15 protein-coding genes are annotated in these 18,219 nt (G+C 44.2%); 12 read left to right on the top strand and 3 right to left on the bottom strand.

Annotated features, from left to right (window positions below):
* Positions 1 to 10: 10 nt before the first annotated feature.
* A complete protein-coding gene (locus tag KXD93_RS14420; protein WP_258137855.1) occupies positions 11 to 1,522 on the top strand; it encodes a glycoside hydrolase family 32 protein in 1,512 nt (503 codons plus the stop codon).
* Positions 1,523 to 1,608: 86 nt separating this feature from the next.
* Here KXD93_RS14420 and KXD93_RS14425 read toward each other — a convergent pair whose 3' ends face one another.
* Complete coding sequence (locus KXD93_RS14425) at positions 1,609 to 1,812, bottom strand: hypothetical protein (protein ID WP_258137856.1); 204 nt, start codon at positions 1,810 to 1,812, stop codon at positions 1,609 to 1,611.
* A gap of 874 nt (positions 1,813 to 2,686) precedes the next feature.
* Here KXD93_RS14425 and KXD93_RS14430 point away from each other — a divergent pair.
* Together KXD93_RS14430 and KXD93_RS14435 are read left to right on the top strand one after the other, a co-directional pair.
* Complete coding sequence (locus KXD93_RS14430; RefSeq protein WP_258137857.1) at positions 2,687 to 5,017, top strand: TonB-dependent receptor; 2,331 nt, start codon at positions 2,687 to 2,689, stop codon at positions 5,015 to 5,017.
* 10 nt (positions 5,018 to 5,027) lie between these two features.
* Positions 5,028 to 5,822, top strand: coding sequence for a DUF4249 domain-containing protein (locus tag KXD93_RS14435; protein ID WP_258137858.1), 795 nt, complete (start codon positions 5,028 to 5,030; stop codon positions 5,820 to 5,822).
* 8 nt (positions 5,823 to 5,830) lie between these two features.
* Here the strand turns inward: KXD93_RS14435 and KXD93_RS14440 are convergent, their stop codons facing one another.
* Together KXD93_RS14440 and KXD93_RS14445 are read right to left on the bottom strand one after the other, a co-directional pair.
* Complete coding sequence (locus KXD93_RS14440) at positions 5,831 to 6,553, bottom strand: LytR/AlgR family response regulator transcription factor (protein ID WP_258137859.1); 723 nt, start codon at positions 6,551 to 6,553, stop codon at positions 5,831 to 5,833.
* Complete coding sequence (locus KXD93_RS14445; protein WP_258137860.1) at positions 6,550 to 7,626, bottom strand: sensor histidine kinase; 1,077 nt, start codon at positions 7,624 to 7,626, stop codon at positions 6,550 to 6,552. The genes KXD93_RS14440 and KXD93_RS14445 overlap by 4 nt, the downstream gene beginning before the upstream one ends.
* 363 nt (positions 7,627 to 7,989) lie before the next feature.
* Between KXD93_RS14445 and KXD93_RS14450 the strand changes: the two genes are divergently transcribed.
* The 9 genes from KXD93_RS14450 (at position 7,990) to KXD93_RS14490 (ending at position 18,190) form a co-directional block, all read left to right on the top strand.
* Positions 7,990 to 8,124: a hypothetical protein gene (locus KXD93_RS14450; protein WP_258137861.1), complete on the top strand. Its 135-nt coding sequence runs from the start codon at positions 7,990 to 7,992 to the stop codon at positions 8,122 to 8,124.
* A gap of 24 nt (positions 8,125 to 8,148) precedes the next feature.
* Complete coding sequence (locus KXD93_RS14455; protein WP_258137862.1) at positions 8,149 to 8,358, top strand: hypothetical protein; 210 nt, start codon at positions 8,149 to 8,151, stop codon at positions 8,356 to 8,358.
* A gap of 1 nt (position 8,359) precedes the next feature.
* A complete protein-coding gene (locus KXD93_RS14460; protein WP_258137863.1) occupies positions 8,360 to 8,740 on the top strand; it encodes a hypothetical protein in 381 nt (126 codons plus the stop codon).
* A 3-nt stretch (positions 8,741 to 8,743) separates the two neighbouring features.
* Positions 8,744 to 10,399, top strand: coding sequence for an alpha-glucan family phosphorylase (glgP, locus tag KXD93_RS14465; protein WP_258137864.1), 1,656 nt, complete (start codon positions 8,744 to 8,746; stop codon positions 10,397 to 10,399).
* A gap of 633 nt (positions 10,400 to 11,032) precedes the next feature.
* Positions 11,033 to 11,476: a hypothetical protein gene (locus KXD93_RS14470; protein WP_258137865.1), complete on the top strand. Its 444-nt coding sequence runs from the start codon at positions 11,033 to 11,035 to the stop codon at positions 11,474 to 11,476.
* A 2-nt stretch (positions 11,477 to 11,478) separates the two neighbouring features.
* Positions 11,479 to 12,465 (top strand): DUF6268 family outer membrane beta-barrel protein, encoded by a 987-nt coding sequence (locus tag KXD93_RS14475; protein ID WP_258137866.1) that lies wholly within the window; start codon positions 11,479 to 11,481, stop codon positions 12,463 to 12,465.
* 45 nt (positions 12,466 to 12,510) lie between these two features.
* Positions 12,511 to 13,866, top strand: coding sequence for a TolC family protein (locus KXD93_RS14480; protein ID WP_258137867.1), 1,356 nt, complete (start codon positions 12,511 to 12,513; stop codon positions 13,864 to 13,866).
* On the top strand, positions 13,856 to 14,914 hold the full coding sequence (locus KXD93_RS14485; RefSeq protein WP_258137868.1) for an efflux RND transporter periplasmic adaptor subunit: 1,059 nt from the start codon (positions 13,856 to 13,858) through the stop codon (positions 14,912 to 14,914). Before KXD93_RS14480 ends, KXD93_RS14485 begins: the two co-directional genes overlap by 11 nt.
* Positions 14,915 to 15,061: 147 nt before the next feature.
* Positions 15,062 to 18,190, top strand: a complete 3,129-nt coding sequence (locus tag KXD93_RS14490) for an efflux RND transporter permease subunit (RefSeq protein ID WP_258137869.1) — start codon at positions 15,062 to 15,064, stop codon at positions 18,188 to 18,190.
* Positions 18,191 to 18,219 lie beyond the last annotated feature (29 nt).

Genomic DNA, 18,219 nt, shown 5'->3' on the forward strand with positions numbered 1-18,219 from the left:
TTTGTATAATATGAAAAAAGAGATAATGGGTTGCCTGCTGGGAATTTTACTTTGCATTCCCTGCTTTTTAAAAGCACAGGATACGGCTAAAATTTACCATGAACAATACCGTCCACAAATACATTTTTCACCCCAGCGACATTGGATAAATGATCCGAATGGCATGGTCTTTTATAAAGGAACCTACCATCTTTTTTTTCAGTATTATCCTGATGGAACAACCTGGGGGCCCATGCATTGGGGACATGCGGTAAGCCAGGATCTAATGCATTGGAAGGAGTTGCCCATTGCGCTCTATCCTGACAGTTTAGGCTATATATTTTCAGGAAGCGCTGTTGCAGATTCTAACAACACTTCGGGTTTCGGCAATAAAGAAAAAATGCCATTGGTCGCTATTTTTACGAACCATGACCCCGTCGGCGAAAAAGAAGGTAAGAATGATTTTCAGAACCAAAGCCTCGCCTATAGCCTGGATAATGGATTTTCGTGGACAAAATATAGCAAAAATCCAGTGCTGAGAAATCCCGGAATCAGGGATTTCCGGGATCCTAAGGTAATATGGTATGCCATGGAAAAGAAATGGGTGATGACTTTGGCCACAAAAGACCGTATTACATTTTATTCTTCGCCTGACCTCAAAAGTTGGAAAAAGGAAAGTGAATTTGGGGAGAAATTAGGAGCTCATGGTGGCGTATGGGAATGCCCGGACCTTTTTCCTATGAAATTGAATGGCAAAACCTATTGGACATTAATTGTTAACGTAAATCCTGGTGGTCCCAATGGCGGATCGGCAACACAATATTTCATAGGCCATTTTGACGGAAACAAATTTACCCAAATTGATTCAACGATCAAGTGGTTAGATTACGGACCCGATGAATATGCCGGTGTCACCTGGTCAAATACGGGAGCCCGGAGAATATTTTTAGGCTGGATGAGTAATTGGGAATATGCCAACCAGGTGCCAACCAAAAAATGGCGAAACGCAATGACCATTCCAAAAGAGCTTGGGCTAAAAAAGGTGGGTGGTCGGATATTGTTAACATCTAATCCTCTAAAAGAGTTAACCGGCATTGAACGAGCGCCTGTTAACTTAAATAGGAATCTCCTGACAGGAAAGGGAATTAAAGGACTGTCCAGTCAATTCGTATTAAAATTTAACATTAACAAGCTCAATGATTATTCTATAACACTTTCAAATGACGTTGGAGAGGCGTTGATAATTGGATATGACAATGCTAAGAATCAGTACTTTATACACAGGGCAAAGTCGGGCAAAATTGATTTCAACCCGGCATTTTCAAAGACCGCATTTTCGCCCCGGTTAAGTAACAATTCATTGGAAGCTAATATCAAAATAGTAGTTGATGTGTCATCAATTGAATTATTTGCTGATGACGGATTAACAGTAATGACAAGTGTTTTTTTTCCGACACAGCCATTTAATCAGTTACATCTTAAAAAAAGTAAAGGAGTAATTATAAAAAACTTAAAGCTATTGCCCTTAAAGTCAATTTGGTAAAAGGAGGCGCATAAGATACCACAGAAAGGAATTCTGTGATTTAGTTGATTAGCTAAGGCGCTTCGGGTGAGATGGAAGCGCCTTGTTCATAACAACAAATCAATCATGACATAGATGGTGTTCACACGAAGGATGGTTAATCGGGTATATGCTGATTCGACCGCAGTTTTTGAGGCAATCGCCATAGGTAACGGTAGTTTTTTGACGGTTTGTGGCAACTGCAATATGAAAATCGGAAACGCCATTTGACCTAAAAAACAAAAGCCTGCAATCATTTGATTTGCAGGCATCTATCTGTTTTTCATATTGAACTTGGCGGAGAGGGAGGGATTCGTTTTCCTTTTTCATCAACTTGGTATTCAATATATTAGAATGGATTTGATTTCTTACTCACCGAAATACTCACCACTTTTTTAATGCAGATTAATTGCAAATCTTATTGTGTAAAGATAAACAAGGTAAACAATTTTCACAAGATAACTCATCTTAAATCTTAATCAATTAATGATTTAACGGAGTACATGATGACAAGTTAAAGAATTCTTAATTTTTTAGAAAAGATTAAAATGTTCATCGTCGTAGGAGATTCGAACCCGATCAATACCCTATTGACTTACAATATTTAATATAGTTATCGGGACAATATGCACCGATTTACTAACTATTATTTTGATACATGTATCTTTACAAATCATTGAAAAGATACAAATTATGCGCTCGCGGTAAAAAGCGGACACTTATTAGCAATGATCGTAAGACCGACTGTAGAAGTTATTGTTACGGTAGAGCCCACAGCTCTAAATGAAAAATTAAATCCTGAGTTTAATGCAAAAATGATTGATCCCGATTTATAGATGGGAAATAGGCAATTAAATATGATAAAATTGGAATAACGGCAGCTTTAGTAATACACGGAGGCTGCAAATTGCCTTGACGGGTTATTTTAATTTAGCTAATATATCCCAAACCGGGATATCCGTGAGAACCCGTTACTTCGGGACATTCCCTTAACGCTCAGTAATGCAGACCAGTTCAATTCGAACGCATTTGACATCCCGGATCTTTCTCTGCCCAAAAGTCCGTTTCGTATAATTTACAGACCGTTTGATATAATATCAAAAAAAGACAGCAGCATTCCGGATACTTTAGCGTGAAATTCAAATCATGATAAGAGCTTTCACGCTTATTTCCCTTTTGTCACTTTTAATACCGGCTATTGCTTCAGCTCAGAAGCCGTGCGTTATCAGTGGTACAATAAAAGATGCCGCAACCGGAGAAACACTCACCGGTGCAACCGTCAAAATAAAAGAATTGCCGCAAAACGGCACAACCGCCAATAGCTATGGTTTTTATTCTATACAGGCCCCTCCGGGTGATTATACACTCCTGTTTACTCACATAGGCTACCAGACGATCACTAAACAAATTTCACTGCAACATAGTCAAACTATAAATATCGCGCTGAACAAAAACAGCGAATTGCAGGAAGTCGTTATCAGGTCTGACAAGCCCAATAATGACCAAATCGCCTCGCCGCTTCTTGGCGTTGAAAAGCTAAATATGGCGCAAATCAATCAGGTGCCCGTACTGCTTGGGGAAAGAGATATTTTAAAGACGATTTCCTTGCTACCTGGCATAAAATCAGCGGGCGAAGGGAATACTGGTTTTTATGTGCGAGGCGGCGCATCGGACCAGAACCTGATTTTACTGGATGAAGCGCCCGTATATAATGCTTCGCACTTTTTTGGCTTCTTTTCGACTTTTAATTCCGATGCGATTAAGAATGTAAGTATCTATAAGGGCGGAATGCCTGCCGAATATGGAGGAAGGTTATCATCGGTACTGGATATCATAATGAATGACGGCAATAATAAGGATTTCACCGTACAGGGTGGTCTTGGCCTTATTGCTTCGAGAATAAAAGTGGAGGGCCCGTTAGTAAAAGACAAAGGATCGTTTATGGTCAGCGCCCGGCGTACTTATCTCGACTTGTTTTTAAAGGCTTCTTCAGATTCGACCATTAAAGGCAGTACCCTTTATTTTTATGATGTCAATGCGAAGGTTAATTACCACTTTGATGATAAAAACGCCCTTTATCTCTCCGGGTACTTTGGAAAAGACGTTTTGGCTTTAAAAAGCATATTCGGGACCAACTGGGGGAATTCTACCGGTACGATCAGGTTTAATCATATATTTAATAACAGGCTATTCTCCAATACATCCCTTATTTACAGCAATTACAACTACACCATCCAGGGCTCACAAAATAAAAATGATTTTAAAGCTACTTCGCAAATAACCGATCTTAACCTGAAAGAAGACCTGCAATATTCCATTGGTAACGATCATACGCTGAAATTCGGGTTAAATGTACTGCACCATACGATAGCTCCAGGAAATATTACCACCACCGCAACATCCAGTTATAACAACAAAAGCGTTGAACAACGTTACGGTTTTGAAAATACAGCTTATGTAAGTGATGAATGGAAAGCTAATGATAAATTAACCATACTTTACGGGCTGCGTTTAAGCGGTATGTTTTTAGTAGGGCCGGGCACTTTTAGCACCTACAACTCCGCAGGCAATACCTTAAGCTCTACTGCCTATGGATCTGGCCAGTTCGTGAAGAATTATATAAATCTTGAGCCCCGCTTTTCTGCAAGCTACCAATTAAATGATGAGAACTCAATCAAGGCTTCTTATAATCGTAACACCCAGAATATCCACTTACTGACCAATTCAACCAGCAGCAGCCCGACGGACCTTTATGTGATGAGCAGCAACAATATTAAGCCTGAAATTGCCGATCAGGTTTCGACAGGATGGTTCAGGAATTTTAAAGATAATACCTATGAGTTCTCCGCCGAGGTGTATTACAAAAAGCTGCAGAACCAGATTGATTATAAGGATGGTGCCCAGTTAATAGCCAACCAGGACGTAGAATCGCAATTGACTTACGGCGCGGGCAGGGCCTACGGTCTGGAGTTATTTTTAAAGAAAAAATACGGCAGGTTTAACGGGTGGATAGGCTACACATTATCAAGAACAGAGCTTAAGTTTGACGCCATTAATAATGGCAATTATTACCCGGCCCGGCAGGACCGGACGCATGATCTGTCAGTTGTGGGCATCTATCAATTAAATAAACGCTGGTCATTTTCAGGCGCCTTTATATATGGCACAGGCAATGCGGTTTCATATCCAACCGGCAAATATGAGGTAGGAGGCCTGACTACTTTTTCTTATTCCCAACGCAACGGCTACCGCCTGCCTTCCTCAAACAGGTTGGATATAGGGGCAACCCTGGAAGGGAAGGAACATAAAAAATATCATTCCAGCTGGATCTTTGGGATCTATAATATTTATGGGCATAGAGACCCTTATCTCATCACTTTTCGCGACAGCAAAACCGTACCGAATACAACCGAGGCTGTGGAAACCAGCATTTTTGCTACCCCAATCCCTTCAGTTACCTGGAACTTTAAATTTTAAGCGCATTACTATGAAACTATATAAAATTTACATTGTATCTGTTCTATCGATTTTAACGGTTTCCTGCACTAAAGTGGTCGACCTGAAGTTAGGAAACGATACCGGCAAGCTGGTGATTGAAGGAAATCTGACTGACGTGAACGGGCCACAATACATTAAAATCAGCCGGAACGTACCATTTACCAATACTAATACCTACCCCGCTGTAACGGGGGCATCCGTATCTGTAGTTGATGATGCCGGTCATACCTATCCATATAATGAGGGGCCATCTGGAACTTACACCAGCAGTTCAATGAACGGCGTTGCAGGCAGCACTTACACTATGGCAGCCATAATAAACGGCCAAAAGTATACAGCAAGTTCGACCATGCCAGCCCTGGTTTCTTTAGATTCCATTACTGCCAAAAACAAACCGGTTAATAACAGTAATCATGAAAAGGAGATTACGGTACACTACCAGGACCCAGGGGGTGTAGTTAACCAATACCGTTTTGTAATGTATGTTAATAGCGTTGAGGTGACAAGCGTATTTGCCTTTAATGACGAATTTACAGACGGCAGATATATCCATACCCTACTGGACCAGGATGCCATCAAAATTTATTCCGGTGATACCGTAACAGTGGAGATGCAGTGCATAGATAAGCTTGTTTATACGTATTGGTCGACTTTAATGCAGCAGGGCAGTAACGGGCCGAGCGGATCTGTTGCACCATCTAACCCGCCAACCAATATTTCACCTGCTACCTTAGGGTATCTTAGCGCACATACCAGCCAAGTCAAAACAATTATAGTGCGGTAAAAATTAGTTTATTGATTATCACCATGTCCTTCGGCATAACTTTTAACGAAATCGTTCCGATAAATGTCTCCCAGTGGGATGTCTGTTTCGCCGAGATATACTGTGTGATTATCAAATGAGGTAACCCGCTCCATATTTACCAAAAACGATTTGCTTACTCTGAAAAACAAACTTTGCGGTATTTTTTGGTGGATGGTTTTCAGGTTCATGGCAGTCATCAGTTTTTGATTTTGCGTATAGATGATCACATAGTCTTTTAGCCCTTCTATGTAGAGGATATCCGCAAAGTAAAGTTTGTGGGTCCTTCGGTCTGATTTGATAAAGAAAAAGTCGTTTGTATTGAGCTCTATCGTGTTTTTTGCGGTATCGTCGGACAGGAGCTTATTATACATCTCCGCTTTGCGAATAGCCTTCTCCAGGCGAACTTTGTCAATGGGTTTCAGCAAATAATCTATGGCGTCCAGTTCATAACTTCTCAGGGCATACTGGGGATAGGCCGTCGTAAAGATGGTCAGGCATTTTCCCGGGATACTGGCCGCAAAATCGACACCGTTCAACCCTGGCATTTCGATATCCAGGAACAGCAAATCGACTTCGTTTTTCGCCAGGTATTCCTTGGCTGCAAATGCATTGGAAAATTTCATCAGTATTTCAAGGGAGGAGACCTCTCTGATCAGGGATTCCATTTCATTTCGGGCCAGGGGTTCGTCGTCAACAATGATACAATTCATAAGGGTATAGTTAATGTCACAGAATACTCGTCAGCTTTTGGTGAAATCTTCAGAACAAAGTCGTCTTTGTATAGTAACGTCAGCCTGCGTTTGATATTGGCCAGACCCAGGCCACTATGTTTACGATCAGCAGACCAAATATCCGGGCCTTTGGAATTGACGCAGTTGAAATAAAGTCCACCCGAATTAACCGAGATATACACACGGATATATTCCGGTTCGTCGGTCGTGTCAACGCTGTATTTGATAGCGTTTTCCAGGAACGTAGTAAATAGGTTCGGCGGTAAAAAGATTTGTTTCAGGCGTTCCGGTGCAATTGCTGTCTCCAGTGTTATCGAAAGTTTATCACGCCGGATCTTTTCTAATTCTGCCAGGTTGGAAAGAAAATCCAGTTCTGATTGCAAAGATGTTTTCGCTTCACCGTTCTCATATAACTGGTACCTCAAAAACTCCGAAAGCTTCATAATAACGACCGAAGCTCTTTCCGGATCAATACGGATTAAGGCCTTCACGTTATTCAGCATGTTGAACAGGAAGTGAGGGTTGATCTGGTTTCGTAATTCATTTAGCTCCATTCTCAGGGTCAAATTATTCAATTCGGTAATCCGTTCCTTGTCTTTGATCCACTGGCCGAAAAGTTTCATCATGGTGGTTACCAGGATAATGGCGATGGATACGCCCGTGCCCGCATATGGCCCTATTTCATTTGGATTGGGTCGTTGTCTGCCCATTTCGTTCGCGTCAATATAACTATTCAACAGGTGCGATACCAACACCAATGTGCTGAGCACCATTAATACCAGCAGCAGCATATAAATAAAATACCTGGCTTTAAAAAAAAATCTTGGTACCAAGACATACATATTCAGGTAAATCATAGCGATAAACCCAAAGTACACGACGCAAAAACGATAATATTTATAAGCATTGTCATATTGCTCAAACCAATTGGAGCTATACATGAACAAAAAAAGCCCCAATAAAAATATGATGTGCCGTAGCAGGCGATAACGCGTGCCAATCAACAGGTTGATTGCTCTTTCGTTCTTTAAAGTATCAGTATGCTGGTCCACTTGAAATGGTTTTAGGGGAATAACAAAAATAGGATATTCTATGAAGGCAGTGCCGGAATTTATACCAATGCCATTATTTCTTATACAAAAAAGGCCGGGCAAATCGGTGTTTGGTATAAAAACCAGGCGGTTTAGTATATAAACAAAATCTGACGTTGTTTTAGTGCTTTTCTTTGGCCAAACGAAAATGAAATGGATCAGGAAATAGTTCAGGAATGGGCAGCAAAACTGGGGTTACATCCCAGCCTTTCCCGTGAAAACGATTGCAGTAAATTCACGGAATTGGCCTATTGATGTCACTTCGTTCGATGTTACAGGCCGTCTATGCATATTGCCGGTTGGCAGCGTCATCCGGTGTATATTATGGAAGACGAGGAAACCAAAACATGTATCGCTTTTTGTGATCTTCAGTTGCCGTTCAAGCTGACAATGCATCAGGAAAATCCTGTTGCCGGTGATGCGACCAAACCTGATACGCTGGATGTTTCAGAGTTATGACTGGTTTTAGTAGCCCGGGATATAATGAATGGGCGAAAATTACGCCGTTTCCGGGAGTTTATTTGTTATGCAATGGAGTTTATGGGCATTGACCATAATAACCCGAAGGGGGATTATCTCAGACAATTACTACAGGATAAGCTGATCCAACACACGCATTATATTAATACCAACAGCAAGGATATGCCGCAGATACTTAACTGGAAATGGAATAATCAGCCCAACGGTCAATAAGATGAAAAGACAGCCATATTTTAAATACTACCAGGTCTTGAAGCCTGATACTACCGTAACAGAAATTTCAACGAATGATTTTAAACCTGTTGTTCAGCGGTTCGTGCCCAACACCCAGTTAAGCTTAGTTCAGGACAGCGAAATATTTTATGGTAATACCAGTTTAGTTCACGCGCTGGAAAAAGCTAAAAAAGGTGCACAGGAATATATCGGACAACTGATCAAAGAAGGAGAGCCGGCTCTGCCCCGATTATTACAATACCGCATCGATCATTACGAGGACCTGTGGTTTAACCTGGTAGACAACAACCTTCGACGGCTTGAGGCTGAACTAAAGCTCAATAAAAATTTCAAATGGACACCTTACCGGATACACATTTAAACCATGATTACAAAAGATGAAATATTCGGCTATACCCCGGATCCCCAATATAAAACTACGGTGGCCTATTTCTCCATGGAATTTGCGGTCGACCAGGCATTGAAAATCTACAGTGGCGGCCTGGGCTTCCTGTCGGGTTCACATTTACGCAGCGCTTATGAATTGAAGCAAAACCTGATGGGGATCGGCATGCTCTGGAAATACGGCTATTATGACCAGGTCCGTGACGGGAATGCCTTGATGAAGCCCGATTTTATAGAAAAGGACTATGCCTTTTTGCAGGATATAGGGATCGTTTTTGCAGTACCTGTTCATGATGCCCCTGTGCATGTTAAGGCATGGCTGCTCGGGCCGGAAACGTTTGGTACCGCGCCGCTTTTTTTGCTCAGTACCGATATTCCGGAAAACGATGAAGTCTCCAAATCCATCACCCACAGCCTGTACGACCCAAATGAAACTACCCGGATCGCGCAGACGATCGTTTTGGGTATCGGCGGCGCGATGCTGCTGGATATTTTAGGCATCGAGCCAGATGTTTACCATATGAACGAGGGGCACTCGGTCTCCCTTAACTTTTTCCTGCACGCCAAGTACAAAAGTCTGGACGAGGTAAGAAAAAGAGTGGTCTTTACAACTCATACACCAGAGATGGCCGGCAATGAAGCGCACAGCTACGGTTTGCTTAAAGAGATGTCCTTCTTTTACCATCTCAAGGAACACGAGGTCAAGTATTTGCTGGGCCTGGACGGGGATTATTTTAATTATACCCTTGCGGCACTCAAATTTTCCCGGAAAGCCAATGGCGTATCCAAACTGCACGGCGAGGTAGCCAGGCAAATGTGGGCTAATAATCCGGGGGTTTGTGAGATTACATCGGTAACCAATGCGCAGAACAAGGCTTACTGGGCCGATCCGGTCATTGACCAGGCAATTCTTTCAAATGACGACCAAGGCATTATCATCCGGAAAAAAGAGATGAAGCATGAGCTGTTTAAGGTGGTGGCAGATCAGTGCGGGAAGTTGTTTGATGAAAACGTGCTGACCATTGTATGGGCCCGGCGCTTTGCCGGTTATAAACGTGCCGACCTGATCATGCAGGACTGGGGCAGGTTTATCAATCTACTCAACAATAAGAACTTTCCGGTACAGGTGATCTGGGCCGGGAAGCCTTACCCTGAAGACAGCGAAGGCATCGGCCTGTTTAACCAGATCACGAGCCGGGCGAAGCCTTTTAAAAACTGTGCTGTACTAACCGGCTATGAGCTGGCTTTGTCGGCCCTGTTAAAAAAAGGATCTGACGTTTGGCTGAATAATCCGCGGATGTACCACGAGGCCTCGGGCACCAGCGGAATGACCGCTGCGATGAACGGCAGTATCAACTTGTCCCTGCCTGATGGCTGGGTGCCTGAGTTTGCCAGGGATAAAGAGAATGGTTTCCTTATCGCCAAGGCACAGGTGGGTTTCTCCGGAGTAGAAAAGGACAGCCTGGAAAATAAGAATCTGATGGAAGTCCTGGAGAATGCGGTATTACCAATGTACTATCAGAAACCAGGAATATGGTTAGCCATCATGAAACAAGCAGCTACTGATGTCGTTCCCGGATTTGAAGCCGGCCGGCTGGCGAAAGAATACTACGAAAAGCTGTATAACCATAAATAAATGCGTAATATGATACCAAAAACACATAAGCGACAACACCTATTGTTTTGAGTAAACAGTTTAACCGCATTTTCTTAATTTAAAATTCTATCTGCATATCCAGATGCGTTGAACTGGCAATGAAAATATATCAACCAACCTAAATTCGACTATTAATTGGGCAAAGATATGTCGATTGCTGGAAATGCAAATGCGATTAAACAATTGAATATTATGTTTTTAAGTGGATATCGATGTGTTTCCTTTAGATTGAATTTGAAATTTATTTGGTATAGTTGATAAATATAGTGGTGCCTTTCGATAAAACGTCCGGCCCATCCAGCCAGTCAGACTTCACCAATATCTATTGAGCCCTTTTCCATTTTCCTTGGAACCTCCTGTTTGAGTTATTGTTCAATTATTCCGTTCATTCCTTTTCCTGTGTAGCGTAATATCAGACCACCTATCCGGCCCCTTCTGCCATTAATAGGCATGGGATACCTGTATCGATAAACTTCATATTTATTCAAACGCATTATTTCTTCTACGAAAAAGACCGGACAAACCGGGGTTTGGTATAAAAAGCAGCAGGTTTAGTATATAAACAAAATCTGACGTTGTTTTAGTGCTTTTCTTTGGCAAAACGAAAACGAAATGGATCAGGAAATAGTTCAGGAATTAGCAGCAAAACTGGCGTCACATCCCAGCCTATCCGATGAAAACGATTGCAGTAAATTCACGGAACTGGCCTACTTGTACCACTTTGTCCAATGTTACCGGCCGTCGATGCAGATTGCTGACAGGCAGCGCCACCCGGTATATGTCATAGAAGATGCTGGGTGCAGAATCGGTATTGCCTTTTGCGATCTCCAGTTGCCGTCGTATCTGTATTCCGGACAGGAAACCGAAGTTATGTACGAACCTGAAGGTGCTGAGTTCTCCGATATTACAGCATTGTGGCTGGTCCTGGTAGCAAGAGGTGTAAAGCAACACGACCCTTTTTTTAATGAATTGATCATTCAGCACAACCTGTCCTCGACTTTCGACAAAATATTCCTATTCGATTTTTTTCAATCAGACATCCAAATAATCAAGTAATCATGAAAACAACGACCAAATTCCTGCTCATTGGCGCGGCATTGATCCTGTCGAAAACAGGCTTCGCGCAAAACCAGGACAGTATAGCCCGAAAAGTGGTGGCTTATGCTGCCGACAAATTTCCTGAAACCAGGACCTTCAATTTTGAATTTTCGAGCTCCGGACCCTATAATTTCACTTCGACCCTACGTGGCCAAGCATTACCCGCAGGCAGGGTAACCAACTGGACGCAGGCCAGGGCAAGTGCCAACATCAATTTCATCAAATCCAAAAACTGGATACTGGGAACTACCTTTACCTATCGTTTAACTTCGCTTACCGCCGCGCTGAATGAACCTGTTTCAGGACTTACCAGTTCAGTGAAAGAGGATTTTCAATATCATAGTTCGTCCTTAAACCTGGCTTATATATCAAAACTGTTTAATAAAACAACCATATATTCCAGTAGTGTAAGTATTGACGGAAGTGAAAAAAAGTTCGAACGGGTTCGGGGCCTCTTTGCTGCAACTATGCTATTAAAGGCCGATGCGCAGACAAAAATAGGTATCGGGGTTGTTGTCAACATTGACCCAAGCGCCCAACTACCGGTACTTCCTGTATTCACTTACGAGCATCACTTCGACGATGGATTAGTCGCGGATATTGCCCTGCCCAGGAATATATTTCTCCGGAAACGGGTATTCCAAAATGGCAGGATCACCGTAGGGACTGAACTTGATCGTACCAGTTTCTACCTGTATAACCAGGACAATACGGGAAGGACATTTGAATTTAATCAGGTGGATTTGAATAATGGGCTGATCTATGAATACCGGCTTTGGGATTATTTTATCCTGACCATGAAAGGCGGATTGAAGACCAGTCTGTCGCCCAGGATATTCGACCGCAACAAATCTTATAATGATCCGATTTTTCAGGCAAAAACTGACCCTTCAGCATATTTCAACGTTGGTCTTTCATTCAACCCCTTTGCGAAGAAAAGACGATAATCACTAACCATAAAACGCCAGCGGCTGCCATCAAACCGTTGTACTATGAGCAAAAACATCGTATTCCTATTACTGGCATTTCTCCCTTTCGGGTTAACTGCCCAGTCTTCCTGGTCGCTTAAAACCTGCATTGATTATGGTTTGAAAAATAACCGGAGCAATGCCGTATACGCCAATGAAAAGAAAATCGCGGATGCCAAAGCCAGAGAGGCCCTGGCCGCCTATCTGCCTAGCATAGGGGTTAACAGTACGCTGGACGATAACCTGAAGGTTCAGGTAACGGTCATTCCTGCCGGGATTTTCGGGCCAAACGACCTCCGCGTTGCCTTTACCAAGAAATTTAATACCAACCATGTGGCACGCATTGATCAAACCATTTATGATCAGTCATTGCTTATCAGTTTAAAAGCGAATAAGTACAATGTACAGCAAGCGGAACTGAACCAACGACAGAACGATGAAACTATCATTTATAATATCAGTACGGCTTATTCGCAAATATTCGTTTACCGGGAACAGCTCAACCTGTTAAAAAGCAATCAGGAAACCTACAGGGGGCAAATGGAAATTATCTCCCTCCGGGTAAAAAAGGGTACAGCTTTGCAAAAAGATGCGGATAAAGTGACCGTTGACTATAATAACGCCCAATCGCAGATACAGGTGGCCGAAAGCAACCTTACCCTCGCCGGGAATCAGCTCAAGTATGAGATGGGTTATCCCATCAATGATGCGCTGGCTATTGATAGTACAGCTGCCAGCAATGTGTTCCAGCCTGTTGCCCCGGCACTTGTCAATAACAGTACGTTCGCGGCAGGTAATCGTACCGACTACCGCATTTCGCAGGTGAATTCCAAACTATTGGAGATTGACGAAAGCCGGATTAAAGCGGGTGCCCTGCCCAAACTGATCGCTTATGCACAATATGGTCTCGTCGGTTTCGGCGACCAGCTCGGGCCTGCTTTTTCCGGCATGTCACCGTATTCGGCGGTAGGCTTTAAACTCAGCATCCCGCTGTTTGATTTCTTTAAACGTAATGCACAATATAGCCAGGCTAAATACAAGCGCCTTAACGCGCAGGAGAACCTGAAACTGGATGAAGACAAATACCAGCTGGACTACGAGAACGCACGAACCAAGGTACTTAAAGAACAAAGCAACGTAGAGAACAATCGCCGCAATATTGATCTGGCGCAATCGGTATTCCGCACCACCGACCTGCAGTTACAAAAAGGCACTACCGACCTTACCGACTGGCTGAATGCTCAAAACTCATTAAAAGAAGCACAAAATAATTACCTCAACTCACTTTACAGCTTCTTCCAGACCCGTATCGATCTTGAAAAAGCGGGCGGCACTTTAAAAACCTTTTACACTGGCTTATCATCAACACATGAAAACTAAGTATATTGTACTTATAGCCCTTTTAGCGATCGCGGCGCTGATCGTATTCCGGCTTACATCCAATAAGAAGAAACTGGACGAAAAGAACAAACCGGCACCTGTTAAGTCAGTCCGCATCCCGGTTAAAGCAGCTCCCGTCAAAGAGCATCTATTGGAGATTAGCATCGTCAAAACCGGTAATCTTACACCCTTCAAAGAAGCCAAAGCCCTTGCTAAAACAAGCGGTACTTTAATACTGATGCGATTTAAATTGGGCGATTATGTGAACGAAGGGCAGATTCTGGCCCTGACCGATACCCGCAGCCAGCAGCTCGAGTTACAAAAAGCGGAAACAAGCGTAGCCAAGTTGCGCAACGACCTGAACACTTATACAGAGCTGTTGCAGGGAAAGGCAGCTACACAGGAGCAGGTAAACAACATTCGGCAGGATTATTTAAATGCTGTGAACCAGGCCGGCCAGGCACGCAAAAATCTGGCTGACGCTTCCATCAAGGCGCCGACCAGCGGCATTATATCTGCCAGACCCGTTGAAGAAGGTGTTTTTGTAAATGCCGGTACAGAGATAGCCACCATCGTCAACCTTTCAAAAGCTAAAGTACAGGTGAACCTGACGGAAGCTGAGGTTTACCAGATTGTGCAGGGGCAGAAAGTTAAAATAACCACAGACGTTTATCCAGGTAAAATGTTTGCCGGTACGGTAACCTTTATCAGTCCGCAGGCAGATCAGACACATAATTACCTGGCAGAAATACAGATCGATAACAAACAAAATGCCATACTGCGTTCGGGCACTTTTGTATATGCGGATTTCTCAAAAAAGACCTCTCAGCGGGTGCTGGTCATCCCGCGTGAGGCACTGACTGAAAGTATTAAGAATGCCACGGTGTATGTGGTTGAAAATGGCCTTGCCATGCAGAAAAGTATTCAAACAGGGGCCGAAACGGCTGGTATGGTCGCTGTCACCAGTGGCCTGAAAGCCGGCGATCAGGTGGTAACATCAGGTCAGATCAATTTGAAGGACGGTACGCCGGTAAGTATTTCCAAATAACTACCGGCATAGTGGCAAATGAGCGGCAATACAGGTTACCCTGGTTGACTATTATTACTCGCGTCATTGTGCTGCTGCTGCTTGTCTTACAAACCTATTTAAAAATAAAGATCGTACGATCCATTTTAAAAACAAAAACACCGGTACATGTCAATAGCAGAGATTGCCGTTAAACGGCCCTTATTTATTATCGTTATATTCACCGTACTCTTCCTGTTCGGGGCTTTAAGCTATTCCAAACTCAACTATAAACTTCTGCCCAATATCGAGGTAGCCACCGTCTCTGTAAGTACAGTGTACCCGGGCGCCTCAGCTGCTGAAGTCGAAACTTCCGTGACCAAAAAACTGGAAGACGCTTTCGCTTCGGTAGAAGGCCTGGATAAGATCAGCTCAACCTCACAGGAAGGGGTGTCACAAATCGCTGTCCAGCTAAAAGGCGGAACAGACGTTGACCAGGCTGAACGCGACATTCAGCGTAAAGCCGACCAGGCACAAAATGACCTGCCGGATGATATCGACCGCCCGATAGTCAATAAGATCAACTTGGAGGAAACGCCCGTTATTCGTGCAGGTGTTACTTCAACGCTTGCACCCAAAGCGTTATATGACCTGGTAGATCAGGAGTTTCGCCCCATGCTGCAGAATGTGAGCGGTGTCGGGCAGATTAACATTATTGGCGGTGATGAGCGGGAGATACAGGTCAACATTGATCAGGGAAAGTTAAGGGCTTACGGGCTGGGCATTACCCAGGTAAGCGATGCGATCAATAATGCTAACAAATCGTTCCCCGCTGGCAGGATTGAAACCCAAAACCAGCAGGTATCTATTCAGTTTGATGCCAATGTCACCTCTGTCGGCCAGATCAGTAACCTCATTGTGAAACAACAACCGGGCGGCGGCGGCATCTATCTGAAGGATATTGCCGAGGTGATTGACGCGACGGCGAAAGTGACAGCGATTAATCATATTAATGGTTTGCCATCTGTTGGTATACAGGTGATCAAACAGACAGACGCCAATGCGGTGAATGTCAGCAAGGGCGTAAAAGAGATGTTCAGCCGGCTAGAAGGCCAGTATAAAGCTCAGGGCATTCGCTTTATAGTATCGAGCGATCAGTCCACCTATACCCTTCGTTCGGCGAACGCGGTAATGGAAGACCTTGGCCTGGCCGTTGTTATTGTTGGCATCGTGATGTTAGCCTTTCTGCACAGTTTTCGCAGTTCCATGTTTGTCATGATCGCGCTGCCTTCATCCATCATCCCAACGTTCATTGCGATGTATTTCCTGGGTTTCTCGCTTAACCTGATGACCCTGATGGCCATGTCGCTGGTAGTCGGCATCCTGGTCGACGATTCTATCGTGGTGCTGGAGAATATTTACCGGCACCTGGAGGTGGGATCTGAGCGCCGGAAGGCCGCATTGGATGGACGTAGCGAGATCGGTTTTACGGCAATTGCAATCACGTTGGTAGATGTTGTAGTGTTCCTGCCGCTGGCATTTTCGGGCGGAATAATCGGTTCAATATTGCGGGAGTTCTCCATGGTGGTGGTATTTTCTACGCTCATGAGCCTGTTCGTCTCGTTCACAGTAACGCCGTTGCTGGCCAGCCGCTTTGGCAGGCTGGAGCACCTGACGAAAGATACCTTATGGGGCAGCATAAACCTCGGCTTCGAACACTTTATTGATGTTCTCAAAGAAAGTTACGGCAAGATGCTGGAGTTGGTGCTGAACAAAAAACGCTGGTTACTCTCCGGGGTAATTGTGCTCATTATTGGCTCAGTTATGCTGGTCGGCAAAGGTTTTATCGGCGCATCGTTTATCCCTTCGAGTGACCAGGGCGAATTACTGGTCAACCTTGAACTCGAACCGGCAGCGTCCATCTATCAAACCAACATGGCAACACAGCAGGTAGAAAAGATAATCATGGCACAGCCTGAGGTTGACAAGGTATTTTCCAGTATCGGGTTTGTGAGCGGCGGTGTAGTCGGAACCGGTAATAATGCGAACAGGGCTGAACTCACGGTGAGCCTGAAAGACCGCAAAGAACGGAGTATGACTGCCGACGAGTTCGGCATTATCATACAGCAAAAACTGAGCGCTGCTATTGCCGGTGTTAAAGTGACCGCCTCATCAACCTCCATCACCGGTAATGCCAGTTCTGCCCCTATACAGATCGCGATCAAAGGAGTGGACAGGGATGCCGTGCGGAGTGTTGCCGAACAATACCGGAGCATGGTGGCTGCCATACCCGGAACCAAATTCGTACAGCTTTCGGTCAAAGACCGGAAGCCGCAGGTGGAGGTGAAGCTCAACCGTGATAAAATGACCTTGCTGGGGATCAACGCCAGCCAGGTTGGCGGCGCTTTGCAGAACGCCTTCAGTGGCAACAGTAAGAGCAAGTTCAAGCAATCGGGCAATGAGTATGATATCCTGATCAGTTTGGATCGTTACGACCGGTCCAATATTAACGACGTGCGAAACCTCTCGTTCGTTAATAATGACGGGCAGGCTTTCATATTGAGCCAGTTTGCTGAAGTAAGGGATGGGTTGGGTGAAAGTGTTTTACAGCGAAGCGACCGGATGGGTTCTATTACGGTCAACGCCAATGTTGCAGGAAGGCCAACCGGAACGGTCGCTAACGAGATCAAAATAAAAGCGGCAAAAATCAAGCTTCCGGAAGGGATATCTGTGGAGTACCTTGGTGATGTAAAGAACCAGGCTGATGCCTTTGGCAGCCTGGGGCTTGCCCTGATTATTGCCATACTCCTGGTTTATCTTATTATGGTGGCGCTTTATGAAAGCCTGGTCTATCCCTTTGTGGTATTATTCTCTATACCGGTGGCTTTGATCGGCGCTTTGCTGGCCCTGGCGCTTGCCATGGAAACGCTGAACATCTTTTCGATCATCGGAGTGATCATGTTATTGGGCCTGGTGTCTAAAAATGCCATCCTGATCGTTGATTTTACCAACCAGCTTAAAGCTGAAGGGCGCAGCGTGAAGGAAGCATTGATCGAGGCAGGTAAAGAACGTTTACGGCCGATCCTGATGACCACGCTGGCCATGATTCTGGGGATGCTGCCTATTGCAATTGCCAGTGGGGCTGGTTCGGAGATCAAGAATGGTATGGCCTGGGTGATCATCGGTGGATTGACCAGTTCCATGATCCTGACACTATTTGTTGTTCCGGCAATATACCTGATCATTGATAAGCTGGCTTTGAAATTCAAAAAAAAGGAACAGGCTGAACTTAGCCGGATTGAGTTGAGTGATATTTGATGAAGATGACAATCCCGCGGAGCTCATCG

The organism is Mucilaginibacter phenanthrenivorans (genome assembly GCF_024721155.1).
Lineage (GTDB): Bacteria > Bacteroidota > Bacteroidia > Sphingobacteriales > Sphingobacteriaceae > Mucilaginibacter > Mucilaginibacter phenanthrenivorans.

What these genes read in the sequence shown, in the direction of transcription:
- KXD93_RS14475 (WP_258137866.1), top strand. Translation starts at nt 11,479, where the DNA reads ATGAAAACAACGACCAAATTCCTGCTCATTGGCGCGGCATTGATCCTG.
- KXD93_RS14440 (WP_258137859.1), bottom strand. Translation starts at nt 6,553, where the DNA reads ATGAATTGTATCATTGTTGACGACGAACCCCTGGCCCGAAATGAAATG.
- KXD93_RS14435 (WP_258137858.1), top strand. Translation starts at nt 5,028, where the DNA reads ATGAAACTATATAAAATTTACATTGTATCTGTTCTATCGATTTTAACG.
- KXD93_RS14480 (WP_258137867.1), top strand. Translation starts at nt 12,511, where the DNA reads ATGAGCAAAAACATCGTATTCCTATTACTGGCATTTCTCCCTTTCGGG.
- KXD93_RS14455 (WP_258137862.1), top strand. Translation starts at nt 8,149, where the DNA reads ATGAATGGGCGAAAATTACGCCGTTTCCGGGAGTTTATTTGTTATGCA.
- KXD93_RS14430 (WP_258137857.1), top strand. Translation starts at nt 2,687, where the DNA reads ATGATAAGAGCTTTCACGCTTATTTCCCTTTTGTCACTTTTAATACCG.
- KXD93_RS14450 (WP_258137861.1), top strand. Translation starts at nt 7,990, where the DNA reads ATGGAAGACGAGGAAACCAAAACATGTATCGCTTTTTGTGATCTTCAG.
- KXD93_RS14490 (WP_258137869.1), top strand. Translation starts at nt 15,062, where the DNA reads ATGTCAATAGCAGAGATTGCCGTTAAACGGCCCTTATTTATTATCGTT.
- glgP (WP_258137864.1), top strand. Translation starts at nt 8,744, where the DNA reads ATGATTACAAAAGATGAAATATTCGGCTATACCCCGGATCCCCAATAT.
- KXD93_RS14460 (WP_258137863.1), top strand. Translation starts at nt 8,360, where the DNA reads ATGAAAAGACAGCCATATTTTAAATACTACCAGGTCTTGAAGCCTGAT.
- KXD93_RS14425 (WP_258137856.1), bottom strand. Translation starts at nt 1,812, where the DNA reads ATGCCTGCAAATCAAATGATTGCAGGCTTTTGTTTTTTAGGTCAAATG.
- KXD93_RS14485 (WP_258137868.1), top strand. Translation starts at nt 13,856, where the DNA reads ATGAAAACTAAGTATATTGTACTTATAGCCCTTTTAGCGATCGCGGCG.
- KXD93_RS14470 (WP_258137865.1), top strand. Translation starts at nt 11,033, where the DNA reads ATGGATCAGGAAATAGTTCAGGAATTAGCAGCAAAACTGGCGTCACAT.
- KXD93_RS14420 (WP_258137855.1), top strand. Translation starts at nt 11, where the DNA reads ATGAAAAAAGAGATAATGGGTTGCCTGCTGGGAATTTTACTTTGCATT.